Origin of the sequence: Aquamicrobium ahrensii (genome assembly GCF_040545755.1) — a bacterium.
GTDB classification, from domain to species: domain Bacteria; phylum Pseudomonadota; class Alphaproteobacteria; order Rhizobiales; family Rhizobiaceae; genus Mesorhizobium; species Mesorhizobium ahrensii.
In genome coordinates this window covers 466,864-487,381 of record NZ_JBEPMN010000001.1, presented here as the reverse complement: position 1 = coordinate 487,381, position 20,518 = coordinate 466,864, and the positions used below count along the sequence as shown (strand labels likewise).

General features: G+C 61.8%; 20 protein-coding genes and 1 tRNA gene. 7 read left to right on the top strand and 14 right to left on the bottom strand.

The window, feature by feature from the left end; genetic code table 11:
• Positions 1-3 precede the first annotated feature (3 nt).
• The 4 genes from ABID44_RS02420 (at position 4) to ABID44_RS02405 (ending at position 2,597) form a co-directional block, all read left to right on the top strand.
• Positions 4-975 (top strand): beta-ketoacyl-ACP synthase III, encoded by a 972-nt coding sequence (locus tag ABID44_RS02420; protein WP_354150074.1) that lies wholly within the window; start codon positions 4-6, stop codon positions 973-975.
• Between the two features lie 104 nt (positions 976-1,079).
• Positions 1,080-1,400 carry an integration host factor subunit alpha gene (locus ABID44_RS02415; RefSeq protein WP_354150073.1) on the top strand — a complete coding sequence of 107 codons (321 nt, stop codon included), beginning with the start codon at positions 1,080-1,082 and terminating at the stop codon, positions 1,398-1,400.
• A 191-nt stretch (positions 1,401-1,591) separates the two neighbouring features.
• A complete protein-coding gene (locus tag ABID44_RS02410) occupies positions 1,592-2,134 on the top strand; it encodes a MerR family transcriptional regulator (RefSeq protein ID WP_354150072.1) in 543 nt (180 codons plus the stop codon).
• 139 nt (positions 2,135-2,273) lie between these two features.
• Positions 2,274-2,597 (top strand): hypothetical protein, encoded by a 324-nt coding sequence (locus ABID44_RS02405; protein ID WP_354150071.1) that lies wholly within the window; start codon positions 2,274-2,276, stop codon positions 2,595-2,597.
• Positions 2,598-2,656: 59 nt separating this feature from the next.
• Here the strand turns inward: ABID44_RS02405 and ABID44_RS02400 are convergent.
• The 4 genes from ABID44_RS02400 to ABID44_RS02385 all read right to left on the bottom strand — a co-directional run bounded on the left by ABID44_RS02400 (position 2,657) and on the right by ABID44_RS02385 (position 5,982).
• Positions 2,657-2,733 (bottom strand) — tRNA-Pro (locus tag ABID44_RS02400).
• Between the two features lie 272 nt (positions 2,734-3,005).
• Positions 3,006-3,767 carry a hypothetical protein gene (locus ABID44_RS02395; RefSeq protein WP_354150070.1) on the bottom strand — a complete coding sequence of 254 codons (762 nt, stop codon included), beginning with the start codon at positions 3,765-3,767 and terminating at the stop codon, positions 3,006-3,008.
• The gene (locus ABID44_RS02390) at positions 3,764-5,299 is read right to left on the bottom strand and encodes an undecaprenyl-phosphate glucose phosphotransferase (protein WP_354150069.1); all 1,536 of its coding nucleotides are present in this window, start codon (positions 5,297-5,299) and stop codon (positions 3,764-3,766) included. Before ABID44_RS02390 ends, ABID44_RS02395 begins: the two co-directional genes overlap by 4 nt.
• A gap of 116 nt (positions 5,300-5,415) precedes the next feature.
• Positions 5,416-5,982 carry a polysaccharide biosynthesis/export family protein gene (locus tag ABID44_RS02385; RefSeq protein WP_354150068.1) on the bottom strand — a complete coding sequence of 189 codons (567 nt, stop codon included), beginning with the start codon at positions 5,980-5,982 and terminating at the stop codon, positions 5,416-5,418.
• Positions 5,983-6,160: 178 nt separating this feature from the next.
• Here ABID44_RS02385 and ABID44_RS02380 point away from each other — a divergent pair, with 178 nt between their 5' ends.
• Positions 6,161-6,748: a tyrosine-protein kinase family protein gene (locus ABID44_RS02380; RefSeq protein WP_354150067.1), complete on the top strand. Its 588-nt coding sequence runs from the start codon at positions 6,161-6,163 to the stop codon at positions 6,746-6,748.
• On the opposite strand, the gene ABID44_RS02375 is transcribed toward ABID44_RS02380, so the two are convergent.
• The 3 genes from ABID44_RS02375 to ABID44_RS02365 are packed head-to-tail and all read right to left on the bottom strand — an operon-like array spanning position 6,732 to position 9,005.
• Complete coding sequence (locus ABID44_RS02375) at positions 6,732-7,409, bottom strand: DUF1345 domain-containing protein (protein WP_354150066.1); 678 nt, start codon at positions 7,407-7,409, stop codon at positions 6,732-6,734. The genes ABID44_RS02380 and ABID44_RS02375 overlap by 17 nt on opposite strands.
• Positions 7,406-7,870 (bottom strand): YaiI/YqxD family protein, encoded by a 465-nt coding sequence (locus tag ABID44_RS02370; protein WP_354150065.1) that lies wholly within the window; start codon positions 7,868-7,870, stop codon positions 7,406-7,408. The genes ABID44_RS02375 and ABID44_RS02370 overlap by 4 nt, the downstream gene beginning before the upstream one ends.
• A 10-nt stretch (positions 7,871-7,880) precedes the next feature.
• The gene (locus tag ABID44_RS02365) at positions 7,881-9,005 is read right to left on the bottom strand and encodes an S-(hydroxymethyl)glutathione dehydrogenase/class III alcohol dehydrogenase (protein WP_354150064.1); all 1,125 of its coding nucleotides are present in this window, start codon (positions 9,003-9,005) and stop codon (positions 7,881-7,883) included.
• A gap of 220 nt (positions 9,006-9,225) precedes the next feature.
• Between ABID44_RS02365 and dnaE the strand changes: the two genes are divergently transcribed.
• Positions 9,226-12,705: a DNA polymerase III subunit alpha gene (dnaE, locus tag ABID44_RS02360; protein ID WP_354150193.1), complete on the top strand. Its 3,480-nt coding sequence runs from the start codon at positions 9,226-9,228 to the stop codon at positions 12,703-12,705.
• 87 nt (positions 12,706-12,792) lie between these two features.
• A complete protein-coding gene (locus tag ABID44_RS02355) occupies positions 12,793-13,608 on the top strand; it encodes an ion transporter (protein WP_354150063.1) in 816 nt (271 codons plus the stop codon).
• Between the two features lie 17 nt (positions 13,609-13,625).
• Here ABID44_RS02355 and ABID44_RS02350 read toward each other — a convergent pair whose 3' ends face one another.
• The 7 genes from ABID44_RS02350 to ABID44_RS02320 all read right to left on the bottom strand — a co-directional run bounded on the left by ABID44_RS02350 (position 13,626) and on the right by ABID44_RS02320 (position 20,396).
• Positions 13,626-14,978 (bottom strand): DNA polymerase IV, encoded by a 1,353-nt coding sequence (locus ABID44_RS02350; protein ID WP_354150062.1) that lies wholly within the window; start codon positions 14,976-14,978, stop codon positions 13,626-13,628.
• 52 nt (positions 14,979-15,030) lie between these two features.
• Entirely contained in the window at positions 15,031-15,660 is a 630-nt protein-coding gene (gene aat, locus ABID44_RS02345) for a leucyl/phenylalanyl-tRNA--protein transferase (protein ID WP_354150061.1), read from the bottom strand.
• Between the two features lie 102 nt (positions 15,661-15,762).
• Positions 15,763-17,106, bottom strand: coding sequence for an acetyl-CoA carboxylase biotin carboxylase subunit (accC, locus tag ABID44_RS02340; RefSeq protein WP_354150060.1), 1,344 nt, complete (start codon positions 17,104-17,106; stop codon positions 15,763-15,765).
• Positions 17,107-17,117: 11 nt separating this feature from the next.
• Positions 17,118-17,579, bottom strand: coding sequence for an acetyl-CoA carboxylase biotin carboxyl carrier protein (gene accB, locus ABID44_RS02335; protein WP_354150059.1), 462 nt, complete (start codon positions 17,577-17,579; stop codon positions 17,118-17,120).
• 25 nt (positions 17,580-17,604) lie between these two features.
• Positions 17,605-18,039 carry a type II 3-dehydroquinate dehydratase gene (gene aroQ, locus ABID44_RS02330; protein WP_354150058.1) on the bottom strand — a complete coding sequence of 145 codons (435 nt, stop codon included), beginning with the start codon at positions 18,037-18,039 and terminating at the stop codon, positions 17,605-17,607.
• A gap of 141 nt (positions 18,040-18,180) precedes the next feature.
• Entirely contained in the window at positions 18,181-18,957 is a 777-nt protein-coding gene (locus ABID44_RS02325) for a DsbA family protein (protein WP_354150057.1), read from the bottom strand.
• Between the two features lie 41 nt (positions 18,958-18,998).
• Positions 18,999-20,396: a M48 family metalloprotease gene (locus ABID44_RS02320; protein WP_354150056.1), complete on the bottom strand. Its 1,398-nt coding sequence runs from the start codon at positions 20,394-20,396 to the stop codon at positions 18,999-19,001.
• Positions 20,397-20,518 lie beyond the last annotated feature (122 nt).

The following is a 20,518-nucleotide window of genomic DNA, read 5'->3' as shown; positions in this document are numbered from 1 at the left end:
ACTTTGATCAGATCAGTCGTGCGCGGCATCGGTTCGGCCTTGCCCCGCCGCATCATGAAGAATGCAGAGTTTGAGGGCGTGCTTGAGACCTCCGACGAGTGGATCGTGCAGCGCACCGGCATTCGCCAGCGCCACATCGCGGCGGAGGATGAGACGACCGCATCGCTGGGCGAGGCGGCCGCCCGCGCGGCGCTGGCCAACGCCGGGCTCACCCCCGATGATATCGACCTGATCGTGCTGGCGACATCGACGCCGAACAACACCTTTCCCGCCACTGCCGTCGAAATCCAGAACCGGCTCGGCATGCATCATGGTTTCGCCTTCGACATGCAGGCCGTGTGCTCCGGCTTCGTCTATGCCGTCACTACGGCGGACGCCTATATTCGCTGTGGGCTTTCCAAAAGGGCTCTGGTCATTGGTTCGGAGACCTTCTCCCGCCTGCTCGACTGGAACGACCGCACCACCTGCGTGCTGTTCGGTGACGGCGCCGGCGCCATCATTCTCGAAGCCGGCGAAGGCGAGGGCGTCATAGCCGATCGCGGGGTGCTGGCCGCTGCGCTGCGTTCCGATGGTCAGCACAAGGAAAAGCTTTATGTCGATGGAGGGGTTTCCACCACCGGCACAGTTGGTCATCTGAAGATGGAAGGCCGCGAGGTCTTCAAGCATGCAGTCGGGATGATCACCGATGTGATCGAGGCGACGTTCTCGCAGGCCCGAATCAGCGCCGAGGATCTCGACTGGTTCGTGCCGCATCAGGCCAACAAGCGCATCATCGACGCTTCCGCAAAGAAGCTCGGCATCGCCGAGGAAAAGGTGGTCATCACCGTCGACCAGCATGGGAACACTTCGGCCGCCTCGGTGCCGCTGGCGCTTTCCGTGGCGGTCGCGGACGGGCGCATCAAACGTGGCGACCTCGTCCTTCTGGAGGCCATGGGCGGCGGTTTCACCTGGGGTGCGGTGCTGCTGCGCTGGTGAGCCGTGCAATTGACGGGTCCAAACGGTCTTGACCTTTACGGATCAATTACTTAGGCTCCGCCGTCGTTTCTTGTGGTCATTGTTTTAACGGATTGGACGGACGCATGGGGGGAAAGACACTTACGCGCGCCGACCTTGCCGAGGCTGTTTACCGGAAGGTCGGCCTGTCGAGGACGGAATCGGCCGAACTGGTCGAAGCTGTTCTCAACGAGATCTGCGAAGCGATCGTGCGCGGTGAAACCGTGAAGCTGTCTTCCTTCGCCACCTTTCAGGTGCGCTCGAAGAACGAGCGGATCGGCCGCAATCCCAAGACGGGTGAGGAGGTTCCGATCCTTCCACGCCGGGTGATGACCTTCAAGGCATCCAATGTTCTGAAAAACCGGATTCTGCGTTCGCACCAGAATCGCGGAAAGGGCGGCAAATAGGCCTGTCGGGTTCGAAAGCTTCGGATAGATATCCCGACGCTTCCGGCGGACTTGAATATTGGATCATAAACGGTTGAAATGAATCCCGGTTCAGGTGTCGGCTCGCGAAGCGATTCGCGTCACTTGCCTGACAGCCGGATGCCGCTATCGCCGCGCATCCTGTCCGCTTACGTGTTTTGCGAGGATCGGCCATGGAAAAAAGCCCCGACGCCTTTCGCACCATCAGCGAGGTTGCGGAAGAACTGGACCTTCCGCAGCATGTGTTGCGTTTCTGGGAAACGCGCTTCACCCAGATCAAGCCCATGAAGCGGGGAGGCGGCCGCCGTTACTACAGGCCGCAGGATGTCGAGCTCATAAAGGGCATCCGGCACATGCTTTACGATCAGGGCTACACCATCAAGGGCGTGCAGAAGCTGCTGCGCGAAAACGGCAACCAGTTTCTGGTCGCGATCGGCAATGGCGACCTTGCCGCAGTGGAGGCCATTGCGCAGCGCAAGCAGGCCGATGCGGTTGAGCTTACCCCAGCGGCGCAGCCGCGCGCGGGTGATGAGGAGCAACTTGTGGGCCAGCCCAAGGCCAAGCCCAGCCGCCGCTTCTTCGGTCTCGGCAAGGCCGATGAAGAGGGCCCGGTCCAGGCCGATGGTGGAAGGCTTTCGCGCGACAACCGCGCCTTGCTGCAGGAGGCGCTTTTCGATCTTCTGGAGTGCAAGCGACTGCTGGATCAGGTGCGCTGACGGCCAGCATCCACGGCTCTACGGCTTTTTCCTGCGCCGGGACGCCTGTATGCGCAGTTCGCTAGAGCCCGCATATTGCTGGAACCAAAAGGCTGACCGTCCGTTTTCCTTCCTGAAGTTTGAATAAGAAGGAAACAACATGGCGTCTTTTTCGTCCCTCTCCGATAAGGACCTTGAAAAGCAGGTCGCGCAGCTCACCAAAGAGCTTGCATCGCTGAAGAAGCAGCTTTCCAGGCGCGGTCACCACTATTACGAGGAGGGTCGCGAGGCGCTGGCCGATTATCGCGACACGATCTCCGACTACTACGACGAGATTTCCGGACGCCTGGGCGACCACATGCCCGATCTGCGCAGGAAGGCGCGCGTGATTGAAAACACGGCCCGGGAACACCCCGCGGCGACGGCGGCCGTGGGGCTGATCATTATCGGGCTCGCGGCATCGTTTCTTTTCGGCAGGCGATAAACGTATCTGCTCCGGCCGCTTTAGCGGCCGGATTTGCCATTCTGATGTTTTGAAAAAAATGGTCGGAGTGGCGGGATTCGAACCCACGACCCCTTGACCCCCAGTCAAGTGCGCTACCGGGCTGCGCTACACTCCGAACCGGGAGAAGCCTTATATTCTGCGCACTTGGCGCGCAAGGGCTAAAACGCTCCAAAAGAACAGAACCGGATAATTTGGGGTGATTTGGGGTATTCCGTGGTGGAAATCCCCACGAACATTCGCACGGATGTTCGCCTCGTTCGCGCGCTTCCGGTAACCGTGAGAATCAGCCCGGTAATTGCCTCCAGTAAGCATCCGGGGGCGTCATGCACAGCATGACCGTACTTGTGGTGGCGATATCGGTGTGCCCGCAGTGGAAGTCCGGGATCGTTATCTGGTTTTCATCTCGAGGCGGGGCGCAAAACGGACATTGCGAATCTCGCTTTTCATCGTTTCGTCCTTGTAGTTCAGCAGCGCCACCACGCGAACGAAGCGGGTTCCCGGATGGAACTGGTTGTGATTCTCATTGCCTTCGCCGCCGATCACACCAGACAGGGTGGCCCATCCGCGTGCTGAAGCGAGGTAGAAATTGCTGGCTGCCGCGTACCGGTTGGGGCCGGGCTTTGAAGTCAGCCTTTCTTTTTTTTCATTGTAGTCGATCACACCCAGATAGGTGACGGCGCCGCTGATCTCGTCTCCGTTCGGGGCGAAGCTGCGTATTTCGCCCGACAACTCATAACTCAGGGAAGGGTCCACCGGTATCAGGGCCGAGGTGAACATGGTTGCTCCGCTTGCGGAGAGTAGCTCGACACCGTTTGTGGCGAGTTGCTTTTCCTCGTTCGAAACCGATTCAGCGCTGGTCGCTGTCGTCAACCATCCGATTTGCATGGCAATGAGGCATGCTATTCCGATCGTCGCCAGAACAGACAACAGGACACGTCCGTAGAATCTCAGGGCGAGAAGGGAAGCTGCGTTCTGCATGGGCGCTACCGTAAACTTTCGTATCGGCTTTCCGCCGAGCCATTCGCGCCGATGAGGCGCATAGTCGGGAAACGCCGGGGAACAGGACATCTGACCGGAAAATGTGGCGACTATCCGGACGCCGCCACCAGGCGCCGATGCAGAAGGGCCTGCAAGCGCATCGCTGCTCAATAAGCGTTTTCGGTATTGAGCAGGCGTATGGGCGTCAGCAGCAGGATTCTCAGATCGAACAGCAGCGACCAGTTCTCGATATAATAGAGATCGAACTCGGTGCGCATGCGAATTTTTTCGTCCGTATCCATCTCGCCGCGCCAGCCGTTGATCTGGGCCCAGCCGGTGACGCCGGGCTTGACCTTATGACGGGCGAAATAGCCGTCCACCACTTCGGCGTAGAGCAGATTGTGCGACTGGGCGGCCACCGCATGAGGGCGTGGCCCGACCAGCGACAGCGATCCGAACAGGGCGTTGAAGAACTGGGGCAGTTCGTCGATCGAGGTTTTGCGGATGAAGCGGCCGACCCTGGTCACGCGCGGGTCGTTGCGGGTCACGGTCTTCTTTGCCGTCGGGTCCGACTGGTCGGCGTACATGGAGCGGAACTTGTAGACCTCGATGACCTCATTGTTGAAGCCGTGCCGCTTCTGTTTGAACAGGATGGGGCCTTTGGAATCCAGCTTGATGGCGACGGCTGCCGCGATCATGACCGGCGAGAACAGCAGGATGCAGATCAGGCTGAAGACGATGTCGAAGGCGCGCTTGGCGACAGAATCCCAGCCGTTGATCGGCTTGTCGAAAATGTCGAGCAGGGGGACCGAGCCGATGTAGGAATAGGCGCGCGGCCGGAACTGAAGCGAGCTGGACTGGGCGGAAAGTCTGATGTCCACCGGCAGAACCCACAGTTTCTTGAGCAGTTGCAGCACTCGCTGCTCGGCAGTGATCGGCAGTGAGACGATCAGCAGATCGATGCGTGCGATGCGTGCAAACTCTATGAGTTCCGAAATGGTGCCGAGCTTCGGATAACCTGCCACGATGGGCGGCGAGCGGGTGTCGTCACGATCATCGAAGATGCCGCAGATGCGTATATCGTTATAGGGCTGCCGCTCGATCGCGCGTATGAGGTTCTCGGCGGCCTTGCCGCCACCGACGATGACCGCGCGGCGTTCCATGCGGCCATTGCGCGCCCAGCGGCGGATCAGCCGGGCCACTGCAAGGCGCAATGTAAAGCTGGAGGCGAAGCCTGTCACAAACCAGAAGCCGAACATCAGGCGCGAAAAATCCGCGCCTACCTTGAGCATGAAAGCCGTCAGCGCCATGAGCGCGAAAGTGCCGGCCCATACCAGGAAAATGCGGGAGAAAGTGGCGAAGGGGCGCATCAGCGCCGCCACCTGATAGCAATCGCTGAACTCCAGGAAGGCGACTGCTATCGCGGCTCCGGCTGCGATGACCACGTAATATGGCCAGTTGACCAGCTCGAACGGACCGACGAAAAACCAATAGACGGCAAGGCCGGACAGCATCAGAACGGCAAATTCAAGTATGCGCAGCGTGCCGCTGACCATCACCGGCGTGATCGTCTCGTTGCCGAGCTGGGAGGCCACCTGCCGCGCCGTCTGGTTCAGCGCATCAGGCCGCTCCCCGGCGGCGGGCGCGTGAAGGTCTCGTGTGGCTTCGCGCGGGAAGCGTTTGGCGGGATCGATATCGTTCATGAGCAGCCTGTCGGTTCCCAAACTGCTTAGAGAGTGATAGCTAAAAAACAGTTCAGGTTGAAAGCTAGTTTGTCGCTATTCGACGGGCAAGAACTGGCAGCGCCTTTGTCTGGCCGTCAAAACAGCCGTTCACGCACATAGATCGTATCGCCGGGCAGGATGGGGTCCGAGGTCTGCACCCGTCCGGTGATGACCTTGCCGTTGATATCGCGGGTGATGTCGACGCTTTCCTGATTGGCCCGCGCCGAGAAGCCGCCGGCAATTGCTATGGCTTTCTGAACGGTCAGGCCCGGAACATAGGAATATTGCCCTGCGGAGCCGACCTCGCCCATCACGAAGACGGGACGATAGCGATCGATTTCCACCGAAACGTCGGGATCACGCAGATAGCCCTGCCTAAGTTTGACGGCGATCTGTTTCTCAAGCTGCTGCGCGGTGTGACCTCTGGCGGGAATGACGCCGATCAGTGGGAAGGAGATGTAGCCGGACTGGTCGACGCTGTAAGTGTTGGTCAGGCCCTCCTGCTCGAATACGGTGACGCGCACGCGGTCGCCGGCGCCGAGTTGATAGGGCTGGTCCAGAACTTCATGAAAGGCTGCAGGTGTGGGCCGATAGCTGGAGCAGCCGGACAGGATCGCGGAAACGGCGATCATGGCGCTCAGCAGGACAGCGGGGCTTTTCATGGACGACTCGACTTTTTGGCCATCTTGGCCGTGCGATCTTTTGGACCCGCTCCGTTATCATCCTATTAGGGTTAATGGCCGGTAAAGCTGCGCCTTTGCTTGTCAGCCCGGAGACGATACGGCTTGTTGGAGCAGTGCGAAATTGCGGACCGGATTCGAGATCACCGGAGCAGGGCGCTTGGCAGGATTGGGATGGAACCCGGTCAGTATCGGGTCGGCAGTACACAGGATCATCGAGAACGGAATCGCTTGCGCCGCATTCGTTTCTCCGCAAGGCGATTACGCGGCCACCGCCTCCTTGCTGATTGCCCGCGACACCGCCGATCTGGGACTGCGGACGGTGCTTGTCGATCTGACAGTATCGGGCGTGGCGTCGCGATCCATGCTCGGTCCGGTTTCACCGCCCGGCATTACCGATCTGCTTGCCGGCGCGGCTGAACTGGGCAACGCGATTCATCCGGATCGCTGTGGCGGATGCCATGTCATTCCCGTAGGCACGGTCGATCCGGCATTGGCGATGCGGTCAGCCCATCGGCTGGCTCCGCTCCTGCGGTCGCTCGTCTCGGCCTATGATGTGGTTGTGGTGGAATGCGGCCCCGCCGGTTTTCGGGGGCTTCGCTGGCTCGGCTCCGGCGACATCGACATGTTTGTCAGCGTGGCCGGAATTCCCGGCCCGATGATGGAGGAGAACGTGCGCGATATTCTCGAAAGGTTTCCCGATGCCGGCGTGGTCGCGGCGTCGGGCTGCTCTAGCTGCCGAGGCTGACGGCGAGATTGACGGCTGCGGCCACGATCACTGTATTGAAGAAGAACGCCACAATCGAGTGGACGAGCGCGATGCGGCGCATATGCGTCGTGCTGACGGAGGTATCCGAGGTCTGGGACGTCATGCCGATGACGGTCGAAAAATAAAGGAAATCCCAGCCTTCGGGGCGTTTTGTCCCGGGAAATTCCAACCCGCCGGCGGGCTGTTTGCGTGTGCTGTTTCGCTCCGGTCCGGCATCGTCCATCCAGTAGACATGGGCGTAGTGCAGGGCGGTCATGGCATGGATCGTGAACCAGCCGAGTGGAATCGAAGCCAGCGCAAAGACGAGGCCGACCGGATTCGTTCCCTGGCTGTTGATGATGTGAAAGAGCGAGCCGATTGCGACGCCGACGACTAGCAGCGTGACGCCGAAGATGAGCGTCACCGGCAAGTCGGTGGCGCGGGCGTTGCGGCTGAGATAGTCGGCGTTGAGCAATGGAATTTGGGCCAGAATGATCGCGCTGTAGGCTGCGAAGAACGCATTTGCGCCGATGGAGTAGGCAAGCGGGGCTTGCAGAAGCAGGGCGATTGCGAGCGCGACGACGCCCACAATCGCCGACAGGCCGAACAGGGCATGGCGGTGAATCGGCAACCAGCGGTGACGAGGTTGCGACGTGCTCATGTCGCCGATCCGGAATTCAGCGCCAGCTTAACAAGCCGGTCGAGCTCACCGAGAAACCGGGAGCGGTCGCGTGCCGAAAAAGATGCGTTGAAACCTTTGCTTTCGCCGGTTTCACGCAAATGTTGTTTGAGATCGCGCATGGCGAGCGCCATGCCGATTGTCTCCGGCGTGAAGGGGCGACCGGTAGGCCCCAGCACATGCGCGCCCAGCGCAACGGTGCGGGCGGCCAGCGGAATGTCGGCGGTGATGACGACATCGTTGCGCCGCGTGTGCTCGACGATCCAGTCGTCGGCGGCGTCGGCCCCTGCCGACACCACCACGTTACGGATTTTCGGGTCGCGCGAAGGGCGCAACCCGCCATTGGCCACGAAGACCGTCGCGAGGTCGAAGCGTTCGGCGACGCGCAAGACCTCGGCTTTGACGGGGCAGGCGTCGGCATCGACGTAGATCACCGGCGCCATGCTTCGCTCCCTAGTACACCACCACGCCGCGTACGGACTTGCCCGAGTTCATGAGTTCGAAGCCCTTGTTGATGTCTTCGAGCGGCATGGTGTGGGTGATCATCGGATCGATCTGGATCTTGCCTTCCATATACCAGTCGACGATTTTCGGCACGTCGGTGCGGCCGCGCGCGCCGCCGAAGGCTGTGCCCTTCCATGTGCGCCCGGTGACGAGCTGGAACGGACGTGTGGAAATTTCCTGACCTGCGCCGGCGACGCCGATGATGATCGATTCGCCCCAGCCGCGATGCGCGCATTCCAGCGCCTGACGCATGACCTTGACATTGCCGGTGCAGTCGAAGGTGTAGTCGGCCCCGCCGATCTGATCGGCTCCACGCTTGGTCAGGTTGACGATATGGGCGACGACGTCGTCAACCTCGGTCGGGTTGATGAAATGGGTCATGCCGAACTTCTCGCCCCACGTCTTCTTGTCGTTGTTGATGTCGACGCCGATGATCATGTCGGCGCCGGCCAGCCGAAGCCCCTGAATGACGTTGAGGCCGATGCCGCCCAGACCGAACACGGCGGCGGTGGCGCCGATCTCCACCTTGGCGGTGTTGATCACGGCCCCGATGCCGGTGGTGACGCCGCAGCCGATGTAGCAGATCTTGTCGAACGGCGCGTCCGGATTGACCTTGGCGAGCGCAATCTCGGGCAGGACCGTGTGGTTGGCGAAGGTGGAGCAGCCCATATAGTGGAAAATCTTCTCGCCGCCGACCGAGAAGCGGCTGGTGCCGTCCGGCATCAGGCCCTGACCCTGCGTGGCGCGGATGGCGGTGCACAGATTGGTCTTGCGCGACAGGCACGACGGGCAGGAGCGGCACTCAGGCGTATAGAGGGGAATGACATGATCGCCCTTCTTCAGCGTCGTCACGCCCTTGCCGACATCGACCACGACGCCCGCGCCCTCATGGCCGAGAATGGCCGGAAAGATGCCTTCGGGATCGGCCCCCGACAGGGTGAATTCATCGGTGTGGCAAATGCCTGTGGCCTTGATTTCGACCAGAACCTCCCCTTCGCGCGGTCCCTCCAGGTCCACTTCCATGATCTCAAGGGGTTTGCCGGCTCCAACGGCGACGGCGGCGCGGGTTTTCATGAAATTCTCTCCGTGTAATGCAAATCCGATTGCGGCCAAACTAGCAGCAAGAGGCAGGCGTGCAAGCCGTCGCTTGATGGTGTGAATGCCCTGGCCCGCCCGACACAGGTTGTGAACAGGGCCGGGGTGGACTCGCGCCGCCCGGCTCACGACTATAAAGCTCTCTGAACGAATCCCCGGTTTGCGACATATGAGCGACGATCAATCCGTGAGCAAAAAGATGATGGCCCTGCCGGCTGCAATTTCGCGGCGCATGTTCATCCATCTGCGCGTCCATTCGGCCTATTCCTTGCTTGAAGGCGCTTTGCAGCTTGGCGCGATCGTCGGGCACGCGCTGAAGGACAACTGCCCGGCCGTAGCCGTCACCGACACCAACAATCTGTTCGGCGCGCTGGAATTCGCGCAGAAGGCTACGAAAGACGGCGTCCAGCCGCTCATGGGCTGTCAAATCGATCTGTCGTTTTCCGGCGAGGCTTCGGAGGGGCCGCGAGACAGGCGCAAGGCCGGGCCGGATATGGCGCCTGTGGTGCTGATCGCGGCCAATGAAGAAGGTTACGCCAATCTGGTGCGGCTTGTCAGCCATGCCTATCTGGATACGCCGGCTGGCGAGCCGGTGCATGTCACCAGCGAAATGCTTGCCCGATATTGCGAAGGCGCCATCTGCCTAACCGGCGGGCCGCGCGGACCAGTCGGCGGCGCGCTGAAGGCGGATCGGCTCGAACTGGCGGAAGCGCGCCTGCTTTTGCTCAAGGGTATGTTCGGTGACCGGCTCTATGTCGAGCTGGAGCGCGTGGGGGGCTATGACCGGACCCTCGAGCAGCGCACCATCGATCTTGCCTATCGCCACGAGTTGCCGCTGGTGGCCACGAATGAAGCGTTCTTTCTCAGGCGCGACGATTATGAAGCCCATGACGCGCTCATTGCGATCGCCGAAGGTTCCGTGATCGCGGTTGACGACCGCCGCCGCCTTTCGCCCGATAACTATCTGAAGTCGCAGGCGGAGATGGCGAAGCTGTTCGCCGACCTGCCGGAGGCGCTCGACAACACCGTCGAGATCGCCATGCGCTGCTCCTACTATCCGAAGAATCGCAAGCCGATCCTGCCGCGCTTCGCCGGCGGCGATGTCGAGGACCCGGAAACGGCCGAAAAGGCGGAGTCGGAGGAGCTGAAGCGGCAGGCGCGCGAGGGTCTTGCACGCCGCCTCGAAGCGCACGGCCCTACCGCCGGGCATACCGTAGAGGACTATCGGGAACGGCTGGAATTCGAGCTCGGCGTCATCGAGCGCATGAGGTTCCCCGGCTACTTCCTCATCGTTGCGGACTTCATCAAATGGGCCAAGGCGCATGATATTCCTGTGGGGCCGGGTCGCGGCTCTGGCGCCGGCTCGCTGGTCGCCTATGCATTGACCATCACCGACATCGACCCGCTGCGTTTCTCGCTGCTGTTCGAGCGCTTCCTCAACCCGGACCGCGTGTCGATGCCGGACTTCGACATCGATTTCTGCCAGGATCGCCGCGAAGAGGTGATCCGTTACGTGCAGGGCAAATATGGCCGCGAGCAGGTGGGGCAGATCATCACGTTCGGAACGCTGCAGGCGCGCGCCGTGCTGCGCGACGTGGGTCGCGTGCTGCAAATGCCCTACGGGCTGGTCGACCGCCTGTGCAAGATGGTGCCGGCCAATCCCGCCAACCCGGTCAAGCTCAAGGACGCCATCGAGGCTGAGCCGCGCTTTGCCGAAGAGGTGGAGAAGGAGCCCATCGTCCAGACCCTGCTCGACATGGCGCAGAAGCTGGAAGGGCTCTACCGACACGCTTCCACCCACGCCGCGGGCATCGTCATCGGCGACCGCCCCTTGTGGGAGCTGGTGCCGATGTATCGCGATCCGCGCTCGGACATGCCGGTCACCCAGTTCAACATGAAGAAGGTGGAGGATGCCGGGCTGGTGAAGTTCGACTTCCTCGGCCTCAAGACGCTGACCGTGCTGGAAACGGCGGTTAAGCTGATCCGGCGGCGTGGCGTCGACATCGACCTGACCAAGCTGCCGCTGGACGACCAGCTCACCTACGAAATGCTTTCCCGGGCTGAAACTGTCGGCGTGTTCCAGATTGAATCGGCGGGGATGCGCAAGGCCCTGATCGGCATGCGTCCCGACTGCATTGAGGACATCATCGCGCTGGTGGCGCTCTATCGCCCCGGTCCGATGGAAAACATTCCCATCTACAACGCTCGCAAGCATGGCGAAGAGGAAACGGCCTCCATCCACCCCAAGATCGACCATCTGGTGAAGGAGACGCAGGGCGTCATCGTTTACCAGGAGCAGGTCATGCAGATCGCGCAGGAACTGGCCGGTTACTCGCTCGGTGAAGCAGATCTGCTGCGGCGCGCCATGGGCAAGAAAATCCGCGCCGAGATGGACAAGCAGCGCGAGCGCTTCGTCTCCGGCGCGGTCGAGCGGGGAGTGAGCAAGCAGCAGTCCAACTTCATCTTCGACCTGCTCGCCAAGTTCGCCGACTATGGCTTTAACAAGTCGCACGCCGCCGCTTATGCCGTGGTGTCCTACCAGACGGCGTATCTCAAGGCGCATTATCCGGTCGAGTTCCTGGCGGCGTCGATGACGCTCGACATGAACAACACCGACAAGCTGGCCGATTTCCGGCAGGACGCCATGCGGCTCGGCATCGATGTGGTGCCGCCTTCGGTGCTGACCAGCTATGGCGACTTCGAGGTGGCGGAGAACAGGATCTTCTATTCGCTGGCGGCGCTCAAAGGCGTGGGCGAAGCCGCGGTCGATCACATCGTGGAAAAGCGCAAGGAAGGCCAGTTCCGCAATCTTGCCGATTTCTGCGAGCGTATCGACCCGAAGATCGTCGGCAAGCGCGTGTTTGAAAGCCTGATCATGGCAGGCGCTTTCGACTGCTTCGGCCATGAGCGCGCCGCCATGATGGCGGGGGTAGAACGCATGATGGGGCTGGCGGCGCTTGCCCAGCAGAACGCGACCTCGGGGCAGGGCGACATTTTCGGCGCGTCGCTTGGCGCACAGTCGAATGCGCTGCACCTGCCGGCGGTCGAGCCGTGGCTGCCGGCCGAACGCCTGCACCGCGAATTCCAGGTGGTCGGCTTCTATCTTTCGGCGCATCCGCTGGACGAATACAAGCGGGTTCTGGAAAAGATGCGGGTTCAGAACTGGGCCGATTTCGCAGCCGCCGTGAAGCGCGGCGCATCGGCCGGACGACTGGCCGGGACGGTGACGTCCAAACAGGAGCGCAAGACGCGCACGGGCAACAAGATGGGCGTGGTGAACCTGTCAGACACCACGGGCCAGTTCGAAGCGGTGATGTTTTCCGAAACGCTGGCGCAATACCGCGACCTTCTGGAAGCGGGTAAATCCGTGGTGATCGAGGTTGGCGCGGAGGACAGGCCGGAAGGCGTCAATCTGCGTATCCAGGCGGTGAAGTCGCTCGACGACGCGGCCAGCCAGGTGCAGAAGATGCTGCGCATTTTCGTGCGCGGCGCTGCTCCCATCGATTCGGTTGCCACACGTCTTTCGCAGAGCGGCGAAGGGCAGGTCAGCATCGTGGTGCTGAAGGATGAAGGGCAGGGAGAAGTCGAAGTGGCGCTGCCAAAACGCTATCGCATCGACCCGAGCATCGCCTCGGCGATCGGTGCTGTTACGGGCGTGGTGGATGTGGAGCTGGTGTAAGCCGGCTTCACTAGACAGTTCGCTCGCTCCACGCCGGATTTTTCAGCCGCATTTATGCGACGCCAGACGATTCCGTCCGGCTGCAAAATGCTTTATCGCTTGGCGATGAGCAAGGATGCCGAAGAACGACAACTGACCGGGCTGGCGGCCCTGAGAGACCGCCTGCGCCGGCTCTATCACGGAAACTCTCCCGCCGCCTTCCGCTTCCAGATCGCGACAATCATCGTCGATCTGGCGATCATCGTCTTCTTCATCCTGACGCCGGTTTTGCAGGAGACGCCGACCTTCCTGTGGATCGACTATCTGGTGGTTGCCCTTGTCGCGGTGGATATGGCGGGCAGGCTGCTCGCTTCCACGGACATGATGCGGCTGATTCGTCAGCCCACGTCATGGATCGACATGTTCATCCTGCTTACGCTGCTGTTCCCGCAGGCGCTCGCCAATCTCGCCTTCCTGCGCATATTGCGTTTGTGGTCGCTGTCGCGGGCCGGTTCGCTGTGGCGGCATTTCGAGATGAAGCGGCTGCGGCCATGGCGCGAGGCCAGCCATGCCGTGGTCAATCTGGTGACGTTCCTGTTCGTCGTCACCGGCTTCGTCTACACCTTCTTCTTCCGCAATGGTTCCGGCTTCGAAGGCTATGTCGACGCCATGTATGTGACGGTCGCGACGGTCACGACCACCGGGTTTGGCGACATCGTGCTGCCGGGCGTCGCCGGCAAGCTTACGGCCATCGTTACCATGATTATCGGCATCACGCTGTTCGTGCGGCTGGCGCGGGCGCTGTTTCGGCCCAACAAGGTGTTTTTTCCCTGCCCGCGCTGCGGCTTGCAGAGGCATGAGCCGGATGCGGTCCATTGCAAGGCCTGCGGCCATATCCTGAATATTCCCGACGACAACGATTGATTGGAGATTGACCCGGCTCAGATCCGTTCCCACGGATGGCGCACGTCCGGTTCATCCTCGTCGCCGGGGCGGGTCGGCTTGCCGCGATGCCCTCTGCCGAAGGTGTAACCTGTCTCGACGGCGCTGCGGCCGAACTTGTCGCGCAGCGCGTCGATTGCGCCTTCGGCAAGGGCGCGCTTGTGAGATCGGGTGTCGACAAGGTCCGGCGGATCAGCCTTTTCGGCGTCGCACAGGTCCGACACGCCGATGCCGAGCAGACGGTATTTCGTGCCGTCGATTTCCTTGCGCAGCAGTTGCAGGCCAGTGTCGAAGATCCTGTCGGCGAGCCGCGTCGGATCGCCGAGCTGGCGGTTGCGGGTGCGAATCCTGAAATCGTTCGACTTGAGTTTCAGCACTACGGTGCGTCCGGCCAAATCCGCCTTTTTCAGGCGGGCCGACACTTTTTCGGAAAGCGCCCGCAATACGGGCACAAGGTCGTTCACTCCGCCAAAGTCCTGATCGAACGTCGTTTCGGCCGATACGCTCTTGGTGTCGCGGTCGGCGGTCACGACGCGCTCATCCTGGCCGCGCGAAAGGTGATAGAGGCGGCTCCCCATGCCGCCATAGCGGCGCATCAGTTCCGCCTGATCCATTTTCTGAAGCTGGCCGATGGTGCGGATGCCGTCGCGCTCCAGCACCGAAGCGAAGGCCTTGCCGACCCCCCAGATCAGCGTGACGGATTGTCCGGCCAGAAATTCGAGCGCTTCCGTCTCTCCGATGACCGAAAAGCCGCGCGGCTTGCGAAAGTCGGAAGCCACCTTGGCGAGGAACTTGCAGTAGGAGAGACCGACAGATCCGGTGATGCCGATCTCCTTCTCCAGCGCTTGCGAAAAGCGCGCCAGAACCAGCGCCGGCGGCATGCCGTGCAGCCGCTCCGTACCGGCGAGATCGAGAAATGCCTCATCGATCGAGATCGGTTCGACCAGCGGCGTCAATTCCTGCATCATGGTTCGAACCTCGCGCCCAACCCGCGCATATTTCTCCATGTCGGGCTTGATGACGATCGCCTCCGGGCAGGCTTCGAGCGCCTTGAACATCGGCATGGCCGAGCGCACGCCGTTGATGCGGGCGATGTAGCAGGCTGTCGAGACGACGCCACGTTTTCCGCCGCCGATGATGACGGGCTTGTCCTTCAGGCTGGGGTTGTCGCGCTTCTCGACCGCGGCATAGAAGGCGTCGCAATCGATATGGGCCAGATGCAGCTTGTACAGCTCGGGGTGGCGCACCAGCCTCGGGCTTCCGCAATGCGTGCAACGCCGTGCCGCATCCCGCTGCAGCGTCAGGCAGTCACGGCAGAAGCCGTGTTCGGGGTGATTGACGGCAGCGCGCATCGGTCGAACATACAAGGAAGCTACGCCATCCTACGCCAGCGGCGACGAGGCTTCAACGGTTGCCTGCCGGCGTGAAGGCGGCTGTGCCGACCAGCGCCTCGGCCAGCATGGTTTCATACTCGGCACGCGGCACGTCTATGGCGCCGAAGCGCTTCAGGTGGTCGGTTGTGAACTGGGTGTCGAGGAGCTTGTAGCCTTGCCGGCGCAGATGTTCGACCAATGCCGCGAGGCAGACCTTGGAGGCGTCGGTTTCTCTGGCGAACATGCTTTCGCCGAAGAAGACGCGGCCCAGCGAAACCCCATATAGCCCGCCCGCAAGCCTGCCTTCGCGCCAGGCCTCGACCGAATGGCAATGACCCATATAGTGAAGCTGTATATAGGCTTCGCGGATCGGGCCGTTGATCCAGGTGGAAGGGCGTTCGTCGCGCTTTTCCGCGCATGCGTCGATCACCGCCTCGAAATCGGTGTCGAACCGTATGTCGAAGGGATTGTGGCGCAGCGTCTTGGCGAGGCTTTTGGGGATGTGAAAGGCATTGAGCGGGATGATGCCGCGAATTTCGGGCCGCACCCAGAAAACCTCCGGGTCCGACTCGCTTTCCGCCATGGGAAATACGCCGGAAGCGTAGGCTTTCAGCAAAAGATCGGTGGGGATGCGGAAGCCAGGTGCGAAAGGGCGGATCATGGCCGCAACATCGGGTCGGTATTCAGGCCTTCGTTCTGCCGTTGTTCACCCCCCTCGTCGAGGGGGGTGAGGATACGGGCGGTGACAGGCTCCGCCGGCAAGCTACTCCCCCTTGGCCAGGTACTTTTCCAGCCAATGGATATCATAGTTGCCGTCCGCGATGTCGTGATTGCCGACGAGATCGCGGAACAGCGGCAGCGTGGTGTTGATGCCGTCCACGACGAATTCGTCCAGCGCCCGGCGAAGGCGCATCATGCATTCCACGCGGTTGCGGCCATGCACGATCAGCTTGCCGATCAGGCTGTCGTAGTAGGGCGGGATGCGATAGCCCGAATAGACGCCGGAATCGACACGGATGCCCAGCCCGCCGGGTGTGTGGAAATGGGTGATGGTGCCCGGTGAAGGCATGAAGGTGCGTGGATCCTCGGCATTGATGCGGCATTCGATCGCGTGGCCCTGGAAGCGAATGTCATTTTGCGTCACCGACAGCCCGCCGCCCGAGGCTACCCTGATCTGCTCGTGGACGAGATCGATGCCGGTGATGGCTTCCGTCACCGGATGCTCGACCTGCAGGCGCGTGTTCATTTCGATGAAATAGAACTCGCCGTTCTCGTAAAGGAACTCAATCGTGCCGGCGCCCGAATAGCCGAGTTCGGCAACAGCGTTGGCGCAGATTGTGCCGATGCGATTGCGCTCGGCCTCGTTGAGAGCCGGGGAGAGGGCTTCTTCCCAGACCTTCTGGTGCCGGCGTTGCAGCGAGCAGTCACGTTCGCCGAAATGCACGCCCTTGCCTGCGCCGTCTCCGAACACCTGCAATTCGATGTGGCGCGGCTTCTCCAGATATTTTTCGATATAGACGGAATCGTCGCCGAAGGCCGCGCCCGCTTCCGAACGGGCGGTGGCGAGGGCAATTTCCAGTTCGCTTTCGGAACGGGCCACTTTCATGCCGCGTCCGCCGCCGCCGGCGGACGCCTTGATGATGACCGGGTATCCGATCTCGGCGGCGATGCGCCTGGCCTCGCTTTCCTCGCTCACCGCGCCTTCCGAACCCGGAACGACCGGGATTCCGAGCCGCTTGGCGGTGCGCTTGGCCTCAATCTTGTCGCCCATGATGCGGATATGGTCGCCGGACGGGCCGATGAAGGTGATGTTGTGAGCAGCCAGGATGTCAGCGAACTTGGCGTTTTCCGACAGGAAGCCGTAGCCCGGATGCACGGCGTCGGCGCCGGTGATCTCACAGGCGGCGACGATTTGATGGATGTTCAGGTAACTGTCGCGCGAAGGCGGCGGGCCGATGCAGACGGCCTCGTCGGCGAGACGCACATGCATGGCGTCGGAATCGGCGGTCGAATGGACGACGACGGTCTGGATGCCGAGTTCCTTGCAGGCCCGGAGCACCCGGAGCGCGATCTCGCCGCGATTGGCTATGAGTATTTTCTGGAACATGCCCAACTGGCCTACTCGACCACAACCAGCGGCTGGCCGAACTCGACCGGCTGCGCGTCCTCGATCAGTATGGCGGTGACGGTCCCGGCGCGGGGAGCGGGGATCTGATTCATGGTCTTCATCGCCTCGATGATGAGCAGAGTCTGGCCTTCGCTGACCTTCTGGCCGACCTCGATGAACACCTTGGCTCCCGGAGCAGGCGCGAGATAGGCGGTGCCGACCATCGGCGAGGGCACAGCGTTCTTGGACAGGTCAGGCGCCGCGGGTGCGGCCGGGGCGGCAGGCGCCGCGGCCTGCGCAGCAGGCGCGGGAGCGTAGGCGGGGGCGACGGCGTGAACCGCCTGCGCCTGGCGCGAAATGCGCACCTTGAAATCTTCGTTCTCGACCTCGATTTCGGTCAGGTTGGTGTCGTTCAGGATTCCCGCCAGATCGCGGATCAGTTGCTGGTCAACACCGGTTTTCTTGCTTGTCATGGTCGAGCCTTCTTGTTGTTGCCGGTTACAGTCGCGCGGCGAGCGCCTGCAACGCCAGCGTATAGCCGAGCGGGCCGAAGCCGCAGATCATTCCCGCGGCGTTCGGCGCGATCTTTGAGACGTGCCGGAACGGTTCGCGGGCATGTATGTTGGAAAGATGCACTTCCACGACCGGCAAGGGCTGAACCGCCTTGACGGCGTCGAGAAGGGCAATCGAAGTGTGGGTGTAGGCGGCGGCGTTGATGACGACGCCCGCAGCCTTGTCGGCGGCTTCATGAATCCAGTCGACCAGCACGCCTTCATGGTTGGTCTGGCGGAAATCCACCTCCAACCCGAGGGTGCGGCCGGACTCGCGGCAAAGGTCGGCGATGCCGTCAAGCGTCTGCGTTCCATAGATGGAAGGCTCCCGCTTGCCGAGCATGTTGAGATTGGGACCGTTCAGAACGAAAACAGTTTTCAATATGCCGACCTTGTCCTGTGGCGGAAGTCGATCACCCGCGCCGGACCTTCTATAATGCGCTTAACCCGGTGCGAAAAGAGCGCAAGCCGCTTCTTTGCCTGTCCACAGCAGGCTTACCCCGGCGATCAAGCCGATTCTATGTCAGAGGGCTTCCCTGGCTGCCGCGATCTTGCCGGCCAGCACTTCCTTGCCGAGCGCGCCGAACACGACTTCCTCGCCCACGACATAGGACGGCGTGCCGGTGACCGAGAGCTTGGTTGCCAGCTCATAGGTGGCTGAAAGCGCCTGCGGAATGGAGGGGTCCTTCATCTTCTCGCGCAATTCGGCTTCGTCTGCGCCTAGCGACACGGCGATCCTGATCGCCTCATCTTCGGTGGCGCGACCTTCCGTAGCCATCAGCGCACGGTGGAACTCGCCGTATTTTTCAGGCTGCATGAGGTGGAACGCCATGGAGACGATGCTGGCCTTCTGCGAATCCGCGCTGAGGATCGGGAATTCCTTGAGCACGAAGCGCAACTCCGGATCGGCCTTGGTCAGCGCGTCCATGTCGTCCATGGCGCGTTTGCAGTAACCGCAATTGTAATCGTAAAACTCGACGATGGTGATCTTGCCGTCGGGATTGCCGACAACGCCGTCGAAGCTTGAGTTGAAGATGGCGTCCTTGTTCTGCTTGATCGTGTCGAGATGGACGAGGCGCTGCTGCTCCTGCTGCTTCGCCTCCAGCGCATCCTGCGCTTCCAGCAGAATTTCCGGATTGGCCAGCAGATATTCGCGCACGATGTTTTCGATCGCCGTGCGATCCAGTGTCTCGGCTTGCGCACGGGTCGTCATTGCAACATCGCGGTCGCCAGCGACGTAGCCGGCGGCAAGCAGCGCCAGCCCCAATGCCGAAGCGCCGAGCAGAACCGTTTTTTTCATGATGATCGTCCTTGTCTGAGCGCTGCGTTGCGCGAATGGCGTTACCTGCGGGCCGATTTGCCCTGATTGATGATGTCCTGCGCGCGCATCCATGCAGGCGAGTTGGGTTTCAGGCGGGTCTGGGCGCGGGCGGCGAATATCGCGGCATCCTTATATGCGCCGGAGTAATAATAGCCTTCGGCGGTCGCCAGTTCCGCTTCGGCTACATTGCCGAGCATGCCCTGCGCCTGCGCCAGATGGCGATAGGCGGAAATGTTTTCGCGGTCGCGCTCCAGGCCCTTGTTGATCTGCGCGACGGCCTGCTTCACCGCGTCGGGCGTACCGATTGCAAGCAGGGCTTGCCCCTGCATCACCGGCAGCAGGCCGGATTTGGCCGGATCCAGCTGGATGGCCTTGCCATAGGCTGTCGCCGCCTCCTTGGGCCGGCCCGCCTTCATAAGGATATCGCCGCGCAGCTCATGGAAGTACGGATTGCCGGGCTGCGCCTTGATGAGCGCATCAGCCTTGCTCTGGGCCGACCGCGGGTTGCCGTACAGATAGGTCACCTGCGCGTCGCCATATCTGGCGGCGAGCGTTCCCGGATTCTTGGCGATCATGCGCGAGGCCGCCGCCTGGCCCTGCGTGTAGGCCGCGATCTTGAAGCGCGCCATATCGTGCCGCTGCTGAAGGGCCGCCGAATCCGCCTTGTTGTAGTTCGGGCTTTTCTGGATCAGCGTCTGCAGGTTGGAAATGCGGTCCTGCGGCATGGGATGGCTGACGCGATAGGGATCGACCCTTGCGCCCGACAAGGACAGCGCACTCTGGAAGCGCTGGAAGGTGGTGAGCATGCCCTTGCCGGACTGGCCGGTCTTGTCGAGATAGGTGATCGCGGAACGGTCCGCCGCCATTTCCTCGCCGCGCTGATAGGACAGCAGGCTGCGGCGCGCCACCTCGCTGCCGCCGGTGGCGAGGCCTATGCCCGCGCCGGCAAGGCCGCGACTGTCGGTGGCCCCGCCGGCCACAATGGCGCCTGCGCCCAGCAGTCCGGCGATGATGGCCATGGTCTTGGCGCGTTCGAGTTGATCGCGCAGTCTCTGCTGGTGCCCGCCAGCGAGATGACCCGCTTCATGGGCGATGACGCCGATGATCTCATTGGGGGTTTCGGCCTGCATCAGTGCGCCGGTGTTGATGAACATGCGGCGTCCGGCGACAAAGGCGTTGAAGCTCTTGTCATTGACCAGAACGATCTGGATACCGGCTTTGGAGAGACCGGCCGCATTGAAGATGGGACGCGAATAGTCGCGCACCAGCGCCTCGATCTCGGCATCGCGCACAACCGGGACGCCTTGCGCAAAGCTCTGCGCACAGGCCGAAGCCAGCATGGCGACGCCAAGCGACACGGTGGCCAGCACCTTGCCAACCCGGGCCGCAGACCGGACGTTTATGGGCAGGTTCGTCATTTCCGCTCCACTCGTAGCTGAGCCTTCGTGCGATGAAAAGGCGCTGGCGTAAAGTTCATGAACTTGTGATCCCCACAGCAATAGGGCAATTGTGCGGCGCGTGGCTGCGCCCGGTTGGCCAT